Origin of the sequence: Xanthomarina sp. (genome assembly GCF_035306605.1) — a bacterium.
Lineage (GTDB): Bacteria > Bacteroidota > Bacteroidia > Flavobacteriales > Flavobacteriaceae > Xanthomarina.
In genome coordinates, this window is sequence record NZ_DATGNR010000020.1 from 18,502 (window position 1) to 39,223 (window position 20,722).

At 31.9% G+C, this 20,722-nt stretch carries 17 protein-coding genes, 1 pseudogene and 1 riboswitch; of the genes and pseudogenes, 10 read left to right on the forward strand and 8 right to left on the reverse strand.

The window, feature by feature from the left end; genetic code table 11:
• Positions 1-385 precede the first annotated feature (385 nt).
• On the forward strand, positions 386-1,843 hold the full coding sequence (gene cls / locus VKY41_RS02700) for a cardiolipin synthase (RefSeq protein WP_500812897.1): 1,458 nt from the start codon (positions 386-388) through the stop codon (positions 1,841-1,843).
• A gap of 152 nt (positions 1,844-1,995) precedes the next feature.
• Positions 1,996-3,633 carry an ABC-F family ATP-binding cassette domain-containing protein gene (locus VKY41_RS02705; protein WP_500812898.1) on the forward strand — a complete coding sequence of 546 codons (1,638 nt, stop codon included), beginning with the start codon at positions 1,996-1,998 and terminating at the stop codon, positions 3,631-3,633.
• Positions 3,634-3,703: 70 nt separating this feature from the next.
• Here VKY41_RS02705 and VKY41_RS02710 read toward each other — a convergent pair whose 3' ends face one another.
• The gene (locus VKY41_RS02710) at positions 3,704-3,943 is read right to left on the reverse strand and encodes a hypothetical protein (protein WP_500812912.1); all 240 of its coding nucleotides are present in this window, start codon (positions 3,941-3,943) and stop codon (positions 3,704-3,706) included.
• Entirely contained in the window at positions 3,927-4,388 is a 462-nt protein-coding gene (locus tag VKY41_RS02715) for an SRPBCC family protein (protein ID WP_500812899.1), read from the reverse strand. The genes VKY41_RS02710 and VKY41_RS02715 overlap by 17 nt, the downstream gene beginning before the upstream one ends.
• Positions 4,389-4,672: 284 nt before the next feature.
• Here VKY41_RS02715 and VKY41_RS02720 point away from each other — a divergent pair, with 284 nt between their 5' ends.
• From VKY41_RS02720 to VKY41_RS02755, 8 genes are all read left to right on the forward strand, one after another.
• Positions 4,673-6,622, forward strand: a complete 1,950-nt coding sequence (locus VKY41_RS02720; protein WP_500812900.1) for a peptidylprolyl isomerase — start codon at positions 4,673-4,675, stop codon at positions 6,620-6,622.
• Between the two features lie 2 nt (positions 6,623-6,624).
• On the forward strand, positions 6,625-7,485 hold the full coding sequence (locus VKY41_RS02725; RefSeq protein WP_500812901.1) for a peptidyl-prolyl cis-trans isomerase: 861 nt from the start codon (positions 6,625-6,627) through the stop codon (positions 7,483-7,485).
• Positions 7,448-8,902, forward strand: a complete 1,455-nt coding sequence (locus VKY41_RS02730) for a peptidylprolyl isomerase (RefSeq protein WP_500812902.1) — start codon at positions 7,448-7,450, stop codon at positions 8,900-8,902. Before VKY41_RS02725 ends, VKY41_RS02730 begins: the two co-directional genes overlap by 38 nt.
• 2 nt (positions 8,903-8,904) lie before the next feature.
• The gene (locus VKY41_RS02735) at positions 8,905-9,858 is read left to right on the forward strand and encodes an AAA family ATPase (RefSeq protein ID WP_500812903.1); all 954 of its coding nucleotides are present in this window, start codon (positions 8,905-8,907) and stop codon (positions 9,856-9,858) included.
• A gap of 275 nt (positions 9,859-10,133) precedes the next feature.
• Positions 10,134-12,398, forward strand: a complete 2,265-nt coding sequence (locus tag VKY41_RS02740) for an aconitate hydratase (protein ID WP_500812904.1) — start codon at positions 10,134-10,136, stop codon at positions 12,396-12,398.
• A gap of 95 nt (positions 12,399-12,493) precedes the next feature.
• On the forward strand, positions 12,494-13,057 hold the full coding sequence (locus tag VKY41_RS02745) for a TlpA family protein disulfide reductase (protein ID WP_500812905.1): 564 nt from the start codon (positions 12,494-12,496) through the stop codon (positions 13,055-13,057).
• 467 nt (positions 13,058-13,524) lie between these two features.
• Positions 13,525-14,817, forward strand: coding sequence for a tyrosine-type recombinase/integrase (locus VKY41_RS02750; protein ID WP_500812906.1), 1,293 nt, complete (start codon positions 13,525-13,527; stop codon positions 14,815-14,817).
• 24 nt (positions 14,818-14,841) lie between these two features.
• Positions 14,842-14,935: riboswitch (SAM-I-IV-variant riboswitch) on the forward strand.
• Positions 14,936-14,970: 35 nt separating this feature from the next.
• On the forward strand, positions 14,971-15,345 hold the full coding sequence (locus tag VKY41_RS02755) for a hypothetical protein (protein WP_500812907.1): 375 nt from the start codon (positions 14,971-14,973) through the stop codon (positions 15,343-15,345).
• On the opposite strand, the gene VKY41_RS02760 is transcribed toward VKY41_RS02755, so the two are convergent.
• The 6 genes and pseudogenes from VKY41_RS02760 to VKY41_RS02785 form a co-directional block, all read right to left on the reverse strand.
• On the reverse strand, positions 15,342-15,512 hold the full coding sequence (locus VKY41_RS02760; RefSeq protein ID WP_500812913.1) for a helix-turn-helix domain-containing protein: 171 nt from the start codon (positions 15,510-15,512) through the stop codon (positions 15,342-15,344). The genes VKY41_RS02755 and VKY41_RS02760 overlap by 4 nt on opposite strands.
• 55 nt (positions 15,513-15,567) lie before the next feature.
• Positions 15,568-15,804 (reverse strand): annotated as a pseudogene (locus VKY41_RS02765) (transposase); the annotation flags it as partial.
• Positions 15,805-15,952: 148 nt separating this feature from the next.
• Positions 15,953-17,563 (reverse strand): MFS transporter, encoded by a 1,611-nt coding sequence (locus VKY41_RS02770; RefSeq protein WP_500812908.1) that lies wholly within the window; start codon positions 17,561-17,563, stop codon positions 15,953-15,955.
• A gap of 3 nt (positions 17,564-17,566) precedes the next feature.
• Complete coding sequence (locus VKY41_RS02775; protein WP_441847363.1) at positions 17,567-18,634, reverse strand: HlyD family secretion protein; 1,068 nt, start codon at positions 18,632-18,634, stop codon at positions 17,567-17,569.
• A gap of 20 nt (positions 18,635-18,654) precedes the next feature.
• Positions 18,655-19,971, reverse strand: coding sequence for a TolC family protein (locus VKY41_RS02780; RefSeq protein WP_500812909.1), 1,317 nt, complete (start codon positions 19,969-19,971; stop codon positions 18,655-18,657).
• Positions 19,972-20,025: 54 nt separating this feature from the next.
• Positions 20,026-20,472, reverse strand: coding sequence for a GbsR/MarR family transcriptional regulator (locus tag VKY41_RS02785; protein WP_500812910.1), 447 nt, complete (start codon positions 20,470-20,472; stop codon positions 20,026-20,028).
• Between the last annotated feature and the right edge of the window lie 250 nt (positions 20,473-20,722).

Below are 20,722 nucleotides of genomic sequence, written 5' to 3' on the forward strand. Positions count from 1 at the left end.
ATCTTGAATTTCTATATTAGACTGCCCAAAAGGCATACCTCTACCTGTAAAAGTGGGATCATTTATTCTTTGTCAGCAGTAATATTATTTGCTGTCTAATCTGTCCCATTAGTTATGGGTTTGTGCTATCATTAGATTTAAGAACAGAAAAGCCATGGATAATTGTAGGTGTATTTTCATAGTAGATTGGTTTATAGAGAGTTTTGTTGGAATAAATACAAAGTAAAATCGATGAAATGAGCTTTAAAACCGATAAGATGTATATGTTTTTTAAAACGCGATAGAATATTAAGCTACCTATATGTACGGTATTTATAATACTTAATAGGTTAGTAAATAATTAATATTTATCTTTAAAATCAACTTAATTATTAATTTTCGTTGAATGAGTTACTTCTTAATTTTAGAAATATTCTACATTATAATTTTAATGTTAGTTTGTTATCGTGTAATTTTCGATACAGAAAACACTACAAAAGCTTTAGCCTATTTACTACTAGTTATTTTTGTTCCAATTTTAGGAATCATTATTTATTTTTCATTTGGAGTGAATTATCGGATTCGGAAAATGTATGGGAAAAAATTATTGACCAATACGAAGCTTCAAAGCAATCTTGAAAAAAAGTTAATCACATATTCTAAAGGTGTTTTAAAAGAAGGGGATGAGAATGTTCAAGATAGTAGAAAACTTGTTAACTTAATACTGAAGGAAAATCTTAGTCCATTAACCGATAATAATTCGGTGAAATTACTTTTAAATGGTGAAGAGAAGTTCCCTGAAGTGCTAAAAAGTTTAGCTGAAGCAAAAGATCATATTCATATAGAGTATTATATTTTTGAAGATGATAATATTGGTAATGAAATTATAGAACTCCTAATTAAAAAGAAAGCTGAAGGTCTTGAAGTTCGGTTTATTTATGATGATTTTGGTAGCCGCTCAATACGGAGAAAACAAGTTAAGAGATTGAGGGACGCTGGTGTCAAAATATTTCCTTTTTATAAAATTAAATTAATAGCCCTTGCTAATAGAATTAATTATCGAAACCATAGAAAAATAATAATTATCGATGGACATACCTCATTTGTTGGCGGTATTAATGTAAGCGATAAATACATAAATGGGGAACCAAGTAAAAACAAGGTGTATTGGCGAGATACACATTTAAAAATTGAAGGACCAGCAACATGGTATTTGCAATATCTGTTTTTATGCGATTGGAATTTTTGTGCACAGGATGAAATGTCCATTAATGAAAAACTTTTTCCACTTAAAGAGTCCTTCCTTTCCATAGAAGACAAGCATGTGCAAATTACTGCAAGTGGACCTGATTCTGATTTGCCTACCATTAAATTTGCTCTTTTACAGGCCATTAATCTAGCCGAAAAAGAAATTCTTATCACAACACCCTATTTTATTCCAAGCAAAAGTATTATGGATGCTTTAATTATTGCCGGAAAAAGTGGGGTTCAGGTAAAACTAATTGTCCCAAAAAAATCAGACTCTAAGTTGGTTAATGCTGCAGCTAGCTCGTATTACGCAGAATTATTGAAATCGGGGGTAGAAATTTATCGCTATCAAAAAGGGTTTGTCCATGCAAAAACAATGGTTATTGATAACGAAATAGCCATAGTGGGAACAGCAAATATGGATGTAAGAAGCTTCGATTTAAACTTTGAGGTAAACGCCATTGTTTACGACGAGGAAATATCGAATCAATTAAGAACCGCTTTCTACGAAGATTTAGAAGTTTCTTTAAAAATAGATTTAATAGCATGGTTGCAAAGACCTACCCTTTACAGGTTTTTAGATAAATTAGCACGCTTATTTTCGCCAATGCTATAAATTTCTCAATCAAAAATATAATAAGACAAATTATAATTGAATTTAGGTCAGTAAATACGCTCCACTACAATAGCCTATCGGTTTCTTTGATTTTTAATTCTGAATTTCATATTTCTTTTCCATAATTTTGCGCTCTTAAAAAAATATAGTCAATGATTTCAATAGATGCTTTAGCAGTAGAATTTAATGGTCACACCTTGTTTAAAGATGTTTCATTTGTTATAAATGAAAATGATAAGATAGCTTTAATGGGGAAAAATGGTGCAGGAAAATCAACCATGATGAAAATTATTGCTGGAGAGCAAAAACCGTCCCGAGGTCATGTTAGATTTCCTAAAGATGCAGTTATAGCTTATTTGCCACAACACCTTTTAACAGAAGATAACTGTACCGTTTTTGAAGAAGCTTCAAAGGCTTTCAAGCATATTTTTGCTATGCGAGACGAAATGGAGCAACTTAACAAAGCCTTGGAAACACGTACAGATTACGAGTCTGATGAATATATGTCCATTATTGAAAAAGTATCGGATTTAGGAGAAAAATTTTATGCTCTAGAAGATATTAATTACGATGCTGAAGTAGAAAAAGCTCTAAGAGGATTAGGTTTTAAACGTGAAGATTTACACCGTTTAACTAGTGAATTTAGTGGAGGATGGAGAATGAGGATTGAATTGGCTAAAATTTTACTTCAAAAACCAGATTTAATTCTATTGGATGAGCCTACAAACCATATAGATATTGAATCGGTTATTTGGTTGGAAGATTTTTTAATTAATAAGGCCAAAGCAGTAGTAGTTATTTCACACGATAGAGCATTTGTTGATAATATTACTAATAGAACTATTGAGGTAACTATGGGGCGTATTTACGATTATAAGGCCAATTACTCCCATTATTTACAATTGCGTGAAGAAAGACGTGCTAGCCAAATAAAAGCATATCAAGAGCAACAAAAGTTTATAGCAGATAATGTGGCTTTCATTGAACGATTTAAAGGTACATATTCCAAAACAAATCAGGTGAGTTCGAGAGAACGTATGCTAGAGAAACTTGAAATTATTGAGATTGACGAGATTGATAACTCATCTTTAAAATTACGCTTCCCACCATCTCAGCGTTCTGGTGATTATCCGGTAACTGTTCAAGATTTATCTAAATCTTATGGGGATCACGTAGTGTTTAAAAATGCAAACATGTCTATTTCTAGAGGAGAAAAAGTGTCTTTTGTAGGACGAAATGGAGAAGGGAAATCAACCATGATTAAAGCTATTATGGGCGAGATTGATTTTGAAGGAAAATGCAGCTTAGGGCACAACGTAAAAGTGGGGTATTTTGCCCAAAACCAAGCGTCATTGCTAGACGAAAGTTTAACGGTTTTTCAAACGGTAGATGAAGTTGCCGAAGGGGATGTAAGAACACAGATAAAAAATATCCTTGGTCGCTTTATGTTTGGTGGCGATGATATCGATAAAAAAGTAGGTGTGTTATCTGGAGGAGAAAAAACCAGATTGGCTATGGTTAAATTACTTTTAGAGCCAGTTAACTTGCTTATTCTTGATGAGCCAACTAACCATTTAGATTTAAAATCGAAAGACGTGTTAAAAGAAGCACTTTTAAATTTTGACGGTACCTTAATTTTAGTATCTCATGATAGAGATTTTCTTCAAGGATTATCTCAAAAGGTTTTTGAATTTAAAGATCAAAGGGTTATAGAACACTTTGAAACTATCGATGCCTTTTTAGAAAGAAACAGGATAGAAAATTTAAAGCAAATTGATTTAAAAAGTTAATTTTAAAAATTAAACAAAACATAAAATTGGTTGAACCGAAGTTTATTTGGTTCAACCAATTTGTTTTTCATTATTCTTGATACACTTCACCACGATGTGGCTTTAAAGCATCGCGAACAGGTTTCATATGGTCTTCTAAAACTACCATGAAAGCTATGGCGTGCATTTCACCTAGTATTTGAAATCCTGTTATGTTTAAATCCAGTTTTTCAATTGCAATGTATTCTTTTAAATGTTTTTCGTGATGCTCTGCTGTTTTAGCGGAATTAGGCCCTGTAAAGTCCCAAATTAGTTTAAGTTTTCTCATTATTTATTGAAGTTCCATTTTCTGCAAAGTTCTTAAAATCTTGCATGTATTGTTTAGTTTGTTTACTTAAAATTCCAGGCATCAAAAGAATAAACATTCTCATCCTAAAATTCATGGGGATACACTCGGTAATACTAGTCCATTTTGTATGTAATTCAGGTGTTTCTGAAAAATAATTTTCTTGAATTCTTTGCATTCCATCTGTATCATACATGACTTGTATTTTGTGTGGAAATTGTTTGTAAATAACGGTTTCTTCAAGTGCTGTTTCTCGTTTTCCTAATTTGTAAACCAACTTCATTTTAGATCCAATATCACCCGGAACTCCAGAAATATAGTCGTACCTTATAAACCCTCTTTGCCAATGTTTTAGGTTTTTTGGGTTTTGGAGTTTTTTTAAAAAATCGGTTAATGGAATCTTAATTATTATTTCTGTAGTGTATTTCATTTAATAAAACTAGTTTAGACTGCTGAAAATAAAGGGACTAAAATGCTTAAGGGTTTGAAAGTTAACATTTGAAAAAGTTTCAACTACCTAATAGTTTTGAGTTTACATTCTGAAAACCCAATTTTTTCTAAAAACAATTTATTAAATATAAACAAAATATATTAAAAGCTTTTGAAAGCCGATTGGTTTTGAATACTAAAAAACTTTCTAAACCGTTTGTTAATGCACCTTGCATAATAGCTTAATATTACTACTTTTGCACTCATATATAAAAATAAATAAACATGATTAGATATTTTTTAAGCCTTGTTTTTTCCTTGTGTTTTTTCGCTATTTACGCTCAAGAAAATAATGATTCTGTCTTGTTTTCTGTTGAAAACGATCCTGTATACACATCTGAATTTATAAGAGTTTTTAATAAAAACATCGACTTAGTGAAAGATGAATCACAAAAAGATGTGTCTGAATATCTAAAACTGTTCATTAACTATAAGTTAAAACTTAAAGAAGCTCAAAGCCTAGGGTTAGACAAAAAACAATCATATATAAGAGAATTGTCTAGTTATAAATCGCAGTTGGCAAGTAACTACATGACAGATTCTAAAGTTACGGATGAGTTGGTAGAAGAAGCTTACAATAGAATGATAAATGAAGTTGAAGCGCAACATATATTAATTCGTTTAGACGAAAATCCTAGTCCAGCTGATACGTTAAAAGCATATAATCAGCTCTTAAAGCTAAGAGATAGATTAGCAGGTGAAGGTTTTGAGGCTCTTCAAAAAGAAGTGCATAATGGCAATACAGTTTTTGCAGAAGATTTGGGTTATTTTTCAGCCTTTAAAATGGTTTACGAATTTGAATCGGCAGCATATAACACGCCAGTAGGAGAAGTGTCAATGCCATTCAAAACTCGTTTTGGCTATCATATTGTTTTGGTTACTAACAAAAGGACTTCAAGAGGAGAGCGCACTGTTGCTCATATTATGATTAATAATCAGAATAAAGAAAAATCTGAAGAAGATCCAAAAACAAGAATAAACGAGATTTATTTAAAACTACAACAAGGGGAGGATTTTGCTTCTTTAGCAAAACAATTCTCAGAAGATCAAAGTACAGCAAGTAAAGGTGGATTACTTACTCCTTTTACTGGAGGGCAATTAAGTGCTATTGAATTTGAGAATGTAGCATTTGGTTTAAATGAAATTGGCGAAATATCAAAACCATTTGAAACACAATACGGTTGGCATATTATAAAACTATACGGTAAAAAACCGGTAGAGTCTTTCGATAAATTAAAAGTAGAGTTGGTAGAGAAGGTTAAAAGAGACTCGAGGTCTAAATTAATCAACCAATCAATGTTTAATACCTTAATGGAGCAATATCAAGTTTCTAGTAAACAACCAGATTTAAGCTACTTTGTTTCTATATTAAACGACAGTTATTTCAATGGTGCTTGGTTGTTGCCACAAGAATTTAAAGGCGATAAAACTTTAATTAAAATTCAAGACAAAACACTAAGTTATCAAGATTTTGGTTCATTTTTAGAGAAAAGCCAACGTCGCCAATTACCTAAAATTTCTTTAGAAGCTTTAGTTTCGAATACTTACAATAGCTTCTTGGAACAACAATTGTTAAAATACAAGGAAGAACGCTTAGAGTTTGAAAATAAGGATTATGCAAATATTGTAGAGGAATATAGAGACGGGTTATTGTTGTTCGATTTAATGGAAACTGAAATTTGGAATGCTGCTAAAAATGACTCTGTTGGACTGGATCAGTATTATAAGCGTAATAAAGAATCTTATTATTGGAGCCAAAGAGCTGATGCCGTGGTAGCATCTTCAGCTAAAAAATCTGTTATAAAGAAAGCTCAAAAGCTAATGCGTAAAAATAAAACCCCAGAGCAAATAAAAGCAGCGCTTAATTCTGAAAATGAAATAGATGTTATCTTTACAACAGGGATTATGGATAAACAACATCAATCCTTACCAGAAGATTTTCAGTTTAAAACAGGTGTTTCAGATATTTATAGTTTCAACGATTCTTTCATAGTTGCTAATGTAAAAGAAGTTCTACCTAAAACATTAAAAACTTTCGAAGAGGCCAAAGGAGCTGTAATTAGCGATTTTCAGAATTATAAAGAAGCTAATTGGATTTCAGAATTAGAAAAAAAATATAAGGTAACCGTTTATCCCGAAGTTCTTGAACAAGTAAAAGAATCACTAAATAAGTAACCTTGAAATTAAAAACCAACATATTATTTTTATGTTTCATTGCATTGCTAACTGTGTCTTGCGATTTCTTTAAACAGACCGACGACAGAAAACCAGTAGCAAGAGTAAACGATACTTATTTATACGAAGAGGATATTCAAGACCTTGTAAAAGAAGGCATGTCTAAACAGGACAGCGCTGTAGTTGTAAACAACTTTATTAATCATTGGGCAACTCAGCAATTATTGTTAAGTGGAGCAAAACTTAATTTAACAGAGTCGAAACAGCGAACCTTTGATAAATTCGCCATAGATTACAAAAACGACTTATATTCTAAGGCATACATGGAAGCCTTAGTTGCTCAAAATATAGATACTCTAATTAGCCAAGAAGAAATAGAGGCTTACTACAACGAAAACAAACAGATTTTTAAGTTGAATGAAGATTTAATTAAGCTAAGATATATTAACGTAGGTGAAAATCTTTTGGATCTTAAAGAACTTGAAACTAAATTCAAACGTTTTAACGATGAAGATAAAAAAGAACTTGATTCTATATCCATTCAATTTAAATCCTTTTCGTTAAAAGACTCAGTTTGGGTGAAAGTAGATCAGGTAATTGATAAAATTCCCCCGTTTACAAGTGAAAACCGAAACGAATTGTTAAAAAAATCTAATTTTATACAACTCAAAGACTCATTAGGATTATATTTGGTGCATATTACCGATGTATTACTTAGAAATAGTACAGCGCCAATAGAATACGTTAAGCCTACAATTGACAAGATTGTTATTAACAAAAGAAAATTAGAACTCGTAAGAGAATTAGAAAAAGACATTAAAAAAGATGCTATTAAACATAAGAAATTTGAAATCTATAACTAAATTAAATCAGTACCTACTTATTTGCTTGGCCACTTTGGCTACTCAAATTGTTTCAGCACAAATCATTATTGAAGACGAAGTAAGCGAAGTTGAGGAAGTAAAATCCGATACGACCGATAGGTCAAATTTGAGAAAAATTGACGGCGTTGCAGCTGTAGTAGGAGACTATATCATTTTAGATTCCGATATAGACAATACCATCCTTCAGCTTAAAGCACAAGGAGCTTCTATGGAAGGTGTAACAAGATGTCAATTGTTTGGAAAATTACTTGAAGACAAATTGTATGCACATCACGCTATTCAGGATAGTGTTTTAGTTTCAGATGCTGAAATTCGAGCTACAGTAGATTATCAATTACAACAGTTTTTAGATCAATCGGGCAAAACCATGGAGGAGCTAGTTGCTTTTTATAATAAAGAGGACGAAAAAAGTTTTAGAGAAGAAATGTTCGAAATCAACAAAAGCAACAAGTTGGCTAGCGAAATGCAAAAGAAAATTATTGAGGATGTAGAAGTAACCCCAGAAGAAGTTAGACAGTTCTTTAATAAAATTCCAGTAGATGAAAGACCAACTTTTGGAACAGAATTAAAAGTATCTCAGATTGTTATCGAACCTGAAGTTTCAGAAGCTAATAAACAAAAAGTAATTGATCGTTTAAATCAATTTAGAACAGATGTTATTGAAAACGGAGCTAGTTTTCGTTCTAAAGTAGTTTTATATACAGATGACAAAGCATCCATTCCTACAGGAGGTTTATACACCTTAAATAGAAAAAAACCAATGATGGTTAAAGAGTTTAGAGAAGTAGCTTTTACATTACAAGAAGGTGAGATTTCTGAACCTTTTGAAACCGATTACGGATGGCATATTATTTATTTAGAAAAAATTAGAGGACAAGAATACGATGTTCGTCATATATTATTAATTCCAGAGGTTTCTCAAAGTGCCATTGCAGAAGCAAAAACTAAAATAGAAAACATCCGTGAACGTATCGTTTCAGGGGATATTTCTTTTGAAGATGCAGCAAGAGAATCAAGTGATGAAAAAGAAACTAGCAGTGAAGGTGGATATTTAATTAATCCAGCAACCCAAGATTATAATTTTGAACTTACAAAAATGGATCCAGAATTATATGGGCAAATCCAAGGTTTAAAGGATGATGAAGTAAGTTTAATTATTACAGAAAGAGGAAGAACTGGAGATATTAAGTTTAAAATAATGAAAGTTACTGATCGTGTAGATGAGCATGTTGCAGATTATTCTAGAGATTATCTTAAAATAAAGGATTTAGCTTTAACGGAAAAACGATTTAAAGCTATTGAAGAATGGCAAGACGTTAAAATTATGGAAACCTATATTAAAATAAATGGGGTACACAGAGATTGCGATTTTTCTAGTAACTGGTTAAAAAAATAAACATGTCTGACGTAGCTAAAGTAGAAGCATTAGTTAAAAACTATCACTCCTTAAAATCTGAAATTGCCAAGGTAATTATCGGTCAAGATGAGGTGGTGAGTCAAATTCTAATTTCTATTTTTTCAGGAGGACACGCTTTGCTTATTGGAGTTCCAGGATTAGCAAAAACTTTAATGGTAAATACCATTGCTCAAGCGTTGGGACTTAATTTTAAACGAATTCAATTTACACCGGATTTAATGCCAAGTGATATTCTTGGAAGTGAAATACTAGACGAAAACAGACATTTTAAATTTATTAAAGGACCTATTTTTTCAAATATTATTTTAGCCGATGAAATAAATAGAACTCCGCCAAAAACTCAAGCAGCTTTGTTGGAAGCTATGCAGGAGCGTTCTGTTACTGTTGCTGGACATAATTATAAATTGGATTTACCTTACTTCGTATTGGCAACTCAAAACCCTATCGAACAAGAAGGGACCTATCCGTTACCGGAGGCTCAATTAGATCGTTTTATGTTTGCTATTAATTTGGATTATCCAAGCTTTGAAGAGGAAGTGCAAGTCGTTAAGTCTACAACTACAGATATCCAAGCAAAAGTAAAATCATTGTTTTCAGCACAAGAAATAATAGATATCCAACAGGTTATCCGAAGAATTCCTGTAGCTGATAATGTAATTGAGTATGCAGTAAGTATGGTTTCTAAAACCCGACCAAATGGATCAACAGCTCCAGAATTGGTTAAAAACTATATTGATTGGGGAGCTGGTCCAAGAGCTTCACAAAATTTAATTTTGGCAGCTAAAACTCATGCAGCTATTAATGGGAAGTTTTCTCCAGATATAGAAAATGTTCAAGCCGTTGCAGAAAGTATTCTAAGGCATCGTATTATTAAAAACTACAAAGCAGAAGCCGAAGGCATCACAGAAGAACAAATTATTAAAAGTTTGTTCTAGTTTTTAAAGCTTAGTACTTTATAGCTATATTTCTTGTTAATCAGGTTTTATATATAATTTATTCAATAAAATTTTATTGTTAATTTATTATTATAAGCCATGATAATTTGCGAAATAATTAAAATATTGTTTAAATATTCATTGTTATTTGAATTATATTTAGTGTTTCTTTCATTCTGTTACATATTTTTAAATCTCCTTTAAAATTTGTAATTTTGCATAACCATTCATTTAGGGTAACTTTAAACAAATACTAATTTTATTAAATACAACTTATGGCCTTCGATATAGACATGATTAAAAAAGTGTATTCTACAATGGCAGATCGAGTAGATACTGCACGTAAAATTGTGGGAAAACCATTAACACTTTCAGAAAAGATTTTATACGCACACCTTTGGGATGGAAATCCTACAAAAGCGTTTGTAAGAGGTAAAGATTATGTGGACTTTGCTCCAGACCGTATTGCTTTACAAGATGCTACGGCGCAAATGGCATTATTGCAGTTTATGCAAGCCGGAAAATCTAAAGTAGCAGTTCCAACTACAACACATTGTGATCACTTAATCCAAGCGAAACAAGGTGCAGTACCAGATTTGAAACGTGCTAACGAAACAAGTAATGAGGTTTTCGACTTTTTAGCTTCAGTTTCTAATAAATATGGTCTTGGTTTTTGGAAGCCAGGAGCAGGTATTATTCATCAAGTTGTTTTAGAAAATTATGCATTCCCAGGAGGTATGATGATTGGAACTGATTCACATACGGTAAACGCAGGTGGATTGGGTATGCTAGCTATTGGTGTTGGTGGTGCAGATGCTGTGGATGTTATGGCTGGAATGGCTTGGGAGTTAAAATTCCCAAAGTTAATTGGTGTTAAATTAACAGGTAGATTAAATGGATGGACATCTGCAAAAGATGTTATTCTTAAAGTAGCTGGAATCTTAACTGTAAAAGGTGGAACAGGTGCTATTGTTGAGTATTTTGGTCCTGGTGCTAAAAACTTATCTTGTACAGGAAAAGGAACCATTTGTAATATGGGAGCCGAAATTGGAGCAACTACATCTACTTTTGGATACGACGATTCTATGGAACGTTATTTACGTGCTACCGATAGAAATGATGTTGCTGATGAAGCAAATAAAATTCGCGAGTACTTAACTGGTGACGATGAGGTTTATGCATCTCCAGAAGATTACTTCGATCAAGTTATTGAAATCGATTTAGACACATTACGCCCACATTTAAACGGACCATTTACACCAGATTTAGCAACACCAGTTGGTGAACTTGGCGAAAAAGCAAGAAAAAATGATTGGCCTTTAAAGGTAGATTGGGGATTAATTGGATCTTGTACAAACTCATCTTATGAGGATTTAACCCGTGCAGCATCTATTGCGAAACAAGCTGTAGATAAAAAAATTAAAGCGAAATCTGACTTTGGAATCAATCCTGGTTCAGAGCAAATCCGTTTCACAGCAGAACGTGATGGAGTATTGAAAATATTTGAGGATTTAAATGCTACCATCTTTACAAATGCTTGTGGACCTTGTATTGGACAATGGGATAGAAGTGATAGAAAAGGAGATGAAAAGAATACAATTGTGCATTCTTTCAATAGAAACTTCTCTAAACGTGCAGATGGAAATCCGAACACGCATGCTTTTGTAGGATCTCCAGAAATGGTAGCAGCAATTGCTATATCTGGTCGTTTAGATTTTGATCCAATGAATGATACATTAATCAATGAAGATGGTCAAGAAATTAAACTTGATGAGCCAAAAGGATTGGAGTTACCACCATTAGGATTTGATGTAAAAGATTCAGGTTATGTAGAGCCTGTTGAAGACGGAAGTACTGTTGATGTATCTGTAAGTCCGACTTCAGAGCGTTTGCAACTATTAACGCCGTTCCAACCAATAGGTAACTCTATTAAGGGTGCGAAGCTATTAATAAAAGCATTTGGAAAATGTACTACAGACCATATTTCTATGGCAGGTCCATGGTTGCGTTTTAGAGGACATTTAGATAACATCTCAAACAACATGTTAATTGGTGCTGTAAATGCATTCAACCAAAAGACAAACTTTGTTAAAAATCAATTAACTGGTGATTATGCTGGTGTTCCAGATGTAGCACGTGATTATAAAGCTAAAGGAGTTTATTCAATAGTAGTTGGAGATCATAACTACGGTGAAGGTTCTTCTAGAGAGCATGCAGCTATGGAACCAAGACATTTAGGTGTGGCTGCTGTTTTAGTGAAGTCATTTGCACGTATCCACGAAACCAACCTTAAAAAACAAGGGATGTTAGGTTTAACATTTGCTAACGAAAGTGATTACGATTTAATTCAAGAAGATGATACAATTAACTTCTTAGATTTAAATGAGTTTTCTCCAGACAAACCATTAACATTGGAGTTTGTGCATGCAGATGGTTCGAAGGATGTTATAGTAGCAAATCATACTTATAACCAAGCTCAAATTGATTGGTACAAAGAAGGTTCTGCACTTAATTTAATAAAAAAGCAAAACGCTTCTTAGTTTAAAAGAAAATGTATTTATAAAAAACTCCTGAAAACATTTCAGGAGTTTTTTGTTTATGTAAGTATGTGTAATTATTCTCGTCGATATAATTTATGAAAAAACCGAAAATAAGTATTAGTAATATAGTTTTTATTGTATTGATAGCCTTGTTAATATTTCCTCAAACCAGAACTCCAATTCAGGTGTTTTTAAACAAGGGATTAGCACTATTTGGTCCTTCTGTTATTGAAGAGGCTAAAAGAGAAAAACTAACGGATTATAATTGGCACCTGGTTAATGATTCCGGTGAAGCTTATGATTTTAATGAAGCTAAAGGGAAAGTTGTCCTAATTAATTTTTGGGCAACATGGTGTCCTCCATGTATTGCAGAAATGCCAAGTTTAGATGAATTATATAAAACTTATAAAGACGACGTTGTTTTTCTTTTTGTTTCAAATGAAGATTCTAAAACAATTTCAAGCTTTTTAAATAAACATAATTATAGTTTTAAGGCCCATTCTCCAACTTCTGCAGCTCCAAAGATATTTGAAGTGGGAGCAATTCCAAGAACCTATCTTATAGATCAACAAGGACAGATTGTTATTGATAAAACAGGTGCAGCCAATTGGAATAGTGATGGGGTAAGAAAGCAATTGGATGAAATTATCAATCAATAATTACCTCTAAGCAAAAATGTTTATATTGAATTCTAGTAAAGCTTAAGATTTGTTTAGGCGTATGTTTTTTTGCTTATGAAATCTATTTGAAAATAAATTAGAGAGGTTTTATTAGAAATCGCAACAACTACAATTGGATGTTCAATTACGGTTTTGATATATTCTTCATCCCTCTTAAGAAAATCCTTTTTGATTTGTCTTAATTTTCAAATACTCGAGTTTCTAATTATAAAAAAAACTAAAGGCTTACTTTAGTGAAATTTATTAATGCAGGGAAGTTTCAATTTAATAGTGCGCACGAGAAGAGCATAACCTATAAATTTCATTGATTTTAGCTAAATTACTAAAACAATCATAAACCCATTATATATAATAATTTACACTAATTTATGTTCTAAATTTAATCTCATTTAATTTTTAAAGTTAAATAAAATTAATGTAAATTAGGGGTAAAAATAGGGGTAATTATGGCTTCAATTAATTATAGAACAAGGGAAAATAGTAAAGGGGAATCAATTTATTTAAGATTTAAACCTGGAATGGGTGGAGATTACGAGGTTTCAACAGGAATTAAAGTGCCTAAGGGTAAGTGGAGTTCTGTAAAGGAACAAATCAATCAAACAGACAAGGTTGATTATGGTAAATTGAATAAAAAGCTTCGAGACCTTAAAACTCATATTAGAAAACAATTTGATAATGATAGTTTTGAAGGTGTTATTATTGATAATACTTGGTTAAGAAATAACATAAAAATATTTTTTAATCAAGCAATCCCTGACAATAGTAGTAATTCTAAAATATATTTAATTCCATTTTTAGAAAAATATATTGAGGAAGAACAGAAAAGAGTTATTAAAGGGGACATAGGCAAAAGAACAATTGATTATTATAAGTCGCTAAAAAAGAAACTTGATGGTTTTCAAGAATTTTCGGGTAAAAGGATTAGGCTGTCTGATATTACGGTAGGTTTTAATTATGAATTCATTAGTTATTTAGAAAATGAACATTATTTGTCTGCTAATACTATTGGTAGATATGTTAAATATATAAAACAGCTTTGCCGTAATGCAGAAATGAAAGGAATTGCGGTTTCTAAAGATTATGAAAGTAAACTCTTTAAAGCACCATCAGGAAATACCTATGATGTTTATTTAACTAAAGAAGAAATTGATGCTATTTTTAGACATGAATTTACAAATGAAAAATTAGATAATGCTAGAGATTGGCTAATTATATCTGTTTGGACAGGATTACGAGTTTCTGACTTGTTAAGGTTAAATACCTCCTTTATTAAGGATGAAAATTTCATAAAGATAACTACTGTAAAAACTAAAACTCCAATTTCAATTTTTATTAATCCATACGTGAGAGAGATTTTAAATAAAAGGAAAGGCAAATTTCCAAAAAAAATATCTTCTCAAAAGTTCAACGATTATATTAAAGTTGTTTGTAAAGAAGTTGGTATTGATAATTTGGTCAAAGGAGCAAAACTAGTACCAATTGATATTGGCGAAAATGGTAAAGAAGAAATCATATATAGAAAGAGAAAAGGGGAGTATAAAAAGTATGAACTCATATCCTCACATGTTGGTAGAAGAAGTTTTGCTACAAATATGTATGGTAAGCTTAATACATTAGCTATTATGAAAATAACAGGACATACAACTGAAAAGCAGTTTTTAAGCTATATTAAGACTTCTGAAAATGAATATGCAGAACAACACAAGGAATATTGGGAAAATAATCCCTTAAATAATTAATTTTTATATCTTTATAACTTATAATACTTACATCAAGAATCTTTAATAAGATACCAACCGAGACGAGAGTCAACGGTGGTCAAAAGATGTGGACAGTCTGTCAAAATAAAGCGCAACTTTCCCCTTTTCTTGATGTAATAAAAAGTTTACACCATGAAAATAGCGAAGTTTCTTAACAAATTTAAACAACAGACAAAGAAAAAAACACAACTGAAAGTCGATGCATTACCATCTTCTTATAGAGTAACTGTCCGTAATAATATCGCTTTAACACCAGAATCAGAATTACCAACGATTTTGGAATGCTTAAATAGTTATGGTATTTCAATTAAAGATAAAACGGTAGAAGAGATTGAACGTGATATAGATAAGCAAGTTAAGGCGTGTATAGATGATGAACTATCAAGGTATCCTGAAAATACTAAAGTGAATTTTGCGCTTCAAGGCTTTTTAAAAAATAGTCATAATCGTAATATGATTATATTAAAAAATCATATCATAACCTTAAAAGATTGGCTAGAGTGTTAAAATAATTCTTTCAACTCTATTTTTAATGCCCTACAAATTTTTAGTAAAGTAGTGATTGTTGTGCTAATTTCACCTCTTTCAATTTTACCAACTTGATTTCTTGGTATGTTAGCATCATAAGAAAGAACAGCTTGAGATAAATCCATCTCTTTCCTTTTCTGTTTTATTTTTTCTCCAACAGTTTTTAAAAGTTGGACTACCTAATAAATTTGGTACTATTTTTTAAGCTACATTTTTATTATTTTTCATTATTAATTCTACTTCCTCCTCCATTGGAGATTTATAGTCTAAAGCAGAATGAAGTCTTTTACAATTATACCATTCGATGTAGCGTTCAATTACCCTGTAAGCATCTAAATAGTAATTGAAAACATATCTATTAGTACATTCGTACTTTATTGTTTTAAACAAGCTCTCTGCAACAGCATTGTCCCAGCAATTTCCTTTTCTGCTCATACTGTCTTGTTACAACGGTTTTGTATAAGATTAGTTGCGTGTTTTAAGCACCTAATTTAGTAAATACAAACCGAATATAAAATCCTAGAGGATATTCGTAGGTAGACTTGCACTAGCAATTAATTTTATACAGTGTTGTGCAATGTTTTTTTTACACGCCTACAGCACCTGCTCCTGAAGAGATAGACTCAACAGTATTTCCTCTTACTCTTGCATTATATCCTTTAATCGATTCGCCTTTAAGCAGTTTTCGTACTAATATTAATCTTCGGTAATAGGTGTTTTCAAAACGTATTGCCAAGGTGAATAGCATTATAATTATTCCTGCAATAATGGAATAACCATACAATGCTTTTGAAGCAGTAAGTACAGCTTGTATTCGCGAACGTCCATATACTGCCAGTCCACCACCTCTAAATTGTGATAAGTTTACTGCATCTAAATGATGTGCTATGTTTTCCAACCCTTGCAACTGTAATTTGTAAAACAACCAAGAGTAAATGGCTCCAGCAAATGCTACACTTATCAATGAACGGATTACAATTGACAAGGATGCAACTGCTAAGGTTTCTGCCATATCAAAACCATCTAAGGCATAAAACCAAATACTTATAAAAAGGATAACCATTCCCATCCCTCTTAATATAGAAGGAACAATTAAATAGTTGATGTCTACTTCTGGACTGATTAAAAAATACATCATTACAAAATGTAAGGTGTAAAAAATCATTCCTGAAATAATTAAAAATTTGGTAGGCCATTTTTTTGCATACCACTTTCTAGCATAAATAGCCCCTATAATAATTCCTGGTACCATTGCGTAATTCAATAGGTTGTTGGTGAGCGAATCATAGCCAAGAATACCAACCGTAAAGGTGTTTTGAATAACACCTGAAGCTAAAAACATACCCAAACACATCAATAAAATAAAGCCTTGAATAAAGTTTTTCTTTTTAAAAACACTTAACGGAACATAAGGTCGTTTTAATCCTTTTTGTCGCCATAGAAAAAGAATCATAGTGATGATAAAGCCAATGGTTGAAGCTTGTATATAGCTTGAAGCAAACCAATCTTGTTGTTTGGCAAATACTAAGGTATATGTTAATAGAAAAAAGGATACTACAAAAAGAAACATACTCAATAAATCAATTTGATATAAAGGTAATTTTCTCGAGAACCGTAAATCGTGCATAAAAACAACCGAGATAAGCACCAATACAAGCATTATAATTGCCATTACCAAATAGACCGATTCCCATTGTAGGTTATAGGCAATTTTTGCAAAGAAATAACCTCCTATTTGAGCGGTTGAAATACTTAAAGGATAAAATACTGTATAAAATTTGGTTCGGTCGCCATCTGGACTTAGAATAAATAATAGCGGAAGTACAAACTCAATAATGGCAATGATTTTAAAAAAACCAATGACAAAGTTTGCTGCAATAATAACATACGGACTATCTGTGGTTATAATGGCCATTGAGCACAATGCAATCATCGACAAACTGGTAATCATCAACTCTTTACTCCTAAAGCGCATTTTAAAACGCAACAAATACGGTAAGGCTGTACCCATTCCAATAAAGGAAGCATAGTTCGCAAACGAGAGATATTCGGAATAAAGTGCCAAATCACTCATCATATTGCTAAAATTGGGTGTATAAATTCCACCTACAACCAATAACGGAAATAGGTATAGAATAATGAGCAATAGCATTGCGGGTTTAGGTACCCAATCTTTAAAAAGTCCTTGGTTATACATTGGTTATTCTACGATAATATTTACATTCATTCCTACACGTAAACGATTTAAATCTTCTTCTGAATTATCTTCGGTAAAATCAATACGAACCGGAATACGTTGCTGTACTTTCACGAAATTCCCTGTAGAATTATCCACAGGAATGGTTGATAATTTTGAACCTGTAGCTGCCGAAATAGAACTTACTTTGCCTTTAAAGGCTTTTCCGCCCAAAGCATCGACTTCAATAGTAATGGCTTTTCCTGCAACAATATCTTCCATTTGGGTTTCTCTAAAATTGGCAATAACCCATTTTTTATCATCGGTTACAATACTGGCTACTTGCTGACTAGGATTTAACAACTGTCCTTCGTTAACTTTACGTCTTCCCATAAAGCCATCGTAAGGTGCTGTGATAACAGTATAAGATAAATTGAGTTTCGCTAAGTCTAAAGCTGCCTCTGCTTGCTTGATTCCTGCTTGGCTCATTTCAATTCTACCATCCATTTCACGAAGCGAATAATCTACCGATTTACGTTGTCCTAATAAGGCGTTGTATTGCGCTTTGGCAGCATCGTACTTGGTTTTTATACCATCGTATTGTTGTTGGGTTACCGCTTCATCTTTTAACAAGGCAGCAAAACGATTTAAGTCTCTTTCAGAATTTTCTAAATTGGATTTTGCACCAGCAATATTGGCTTCAATAATAGACGTGTTGTTAGCAACTGTATTAATTGTTGATTTTGCTGTTTTTTCACCAGCTAAAGCACTTAAATAAGCAGCTTCGGCTTGTAAAACTTTGGCTTTAATTTCGCTATCATCTAAAATCACCAACGTATCGCCTTTTTTTACTCTCTGGTTTTCTTCGAAACGAATTTCTTTAATATAAGCGGAAACTCTGGTGTTTATTGGATTGATATAAGCTTCTACTTGTGCATCGTTTGTAAAGTTTTTATCGCCAATATGGAAATAGTGTTTTAATACAAAAATCAAGGCAACTAATGCTACTAAAAATATAAGTAGATTGATAAAAAACACCGTTTTTTTGTTTTTACCTGCTTTCTTTTCGGTTTTTGAATTGTTATCTGACATCTTTATTCTTTTTGCAATGGTTATAGTGTTCCTACAGTTTTTAATACATTATAGTATGCCTGAAGGATATTAATTTCTGAATTTACATATTGTAATTCGGCTTCTAATTTAGAGTTGCTAGCATCTAACATTTCAGTAATAAGTGCTAACTGATTTAAATATTTTTTTTCAATAATTTTATAGTTTTCTTCAGCCAAACGTTTGCTTTCTAAATAGGTTGCTTTTTGTGAAATTGCTTCGTTGTATTTTAAATAAGCTGCTTGTGTAGCCACTTGTAAATTTTGTTGAGTAAGCGTTTTGGCTTCGGTTACTTGCTCTACTTTTAACTTGTTTAATGACTCTTTTGCTTTGTTTTTGTAAAGCGATTCAATATTATAGGTTAACGATACACCAACTTGCCAACTATTAAAGTACACATCGTTTATTGGAAAGGAATTGGTTAATGGACGTTGCATATTGTAACCAGCAAAGCCTGCCAAAATAGGTAGCTTATCTGCTTTGGTAATATCTAAGCTCGTTTCGGCTAATTCCTTTTGGGTATCCATAGTTCTAATGAGTGGATGATTGGTAGCTACTTCATCTTGATATGTTTCTATATTTTGTAACGCAGGATTAAGTTTCAGCGTTTCTTCATCAGGAATAATTTTAGTATTTGCTGGTAATCCTAATGCAATAACCAATTGGTTGTTTAAAATTGAAATATTATTGTCTATCGTTACTATGGCTTGGTTTAAGGATGCTAATAATAAATCGCCACGAATTACTTCGTTACGTGTTACCATACCTTGATTGTAGAAACTAGTTACGTTATCAATTCGTTTTTGAGCCAATTTGATGTTTTCTAAAAAGACTTGCTTTTGATTGTACAATTTGTAAAGGCTTAAATAATTAGAAATCACCAAAGATTTAATGCCAATTTCATCATTTTCTACATTTAAGTTCGCCAATTTTTCTTGAAGATTTCCAACCTTAATGGTATTATTGATAGCGTTTCCTTTGTAAAGCAATTGTTGGGCTTGTAAGGAAAAGGTATTACCAAAATGTGGCATATCTACGGTTTGTAGGTTTGAAAAATCGGTGTCCAAAATTTCAATATCACCCAAATACATTGCTGTTGCACCTAACGAAACATTAGGTAGTTGAAGTTGTTTATAAACTTCGGTCTGCTGTTTGGCAATATCAACCGACTTTTTTGAGACTTTTAGTTTTTGATTGTTTTCTAACGCTAGTTGAACAATTTGGTCTATGGTATATTGTTTAGGAACAGCTTCTTGCGAAAAGCCAAAGCCATAAACAAATATGAGTAATAGGCTTACTGTTTGTTTTAAAAAATGCATAGATATTATAGTTATTTTAGTTCTTAACAAAAAGAACTTGTTGAATAAATTTTTTTAGTTTTCTTCCCACTTTCTAATTGCTTCATCTATTTTCTGATTTAAAAAGTTCTGAAAATCAATGACATCTTTCAGCTTGTTGTTAAATTCTATGTCGTTATTGCTTCGATGTTTTAAAACATCTTCCATTACATTGTTAAAATCATATAGTTTTTTAGCATATTCCTCAACTCTCTTTTTCCAATTTTCTAAATCTAGATAAAAGTATCTTTTTCTATCACCACTAAATGTTTTGTAATTAATTGTACCATCTTGTAAATGACCATTTATTGCATTGCTTACTGCACTTTTACTTGCGTTTAAAAACTCTCTAATTTCATCAAATGTTTTATAAGAAGGTTCGGCTAATAACAAGAAACTAAATACTCTGCTTGCAATGGGTGTTTTTCCAAATTGCTCATATACAACTCCAATATCTTCTACACGTTGTTTTAAATTATCCATATTAATTAAGAATTAGTATGGTGCAAATATACAAAGTTTTTTTAGTTCTGCAAATTAAGAACTGAAATTATTTATGATAAATTTTAAAACTAACTGCATCAATTATTTCAATAAATGAAAGGTAGAATGCTTCAACTAATCATAAGATGTGTGTGTTTCAGTAATAATTTGTCGTTGGCTGTTTTAGACAAGTTTTATGACATTAAAATATTTAGCCTTTATTCAGGACGGGTCAAAATGTTGCACAACG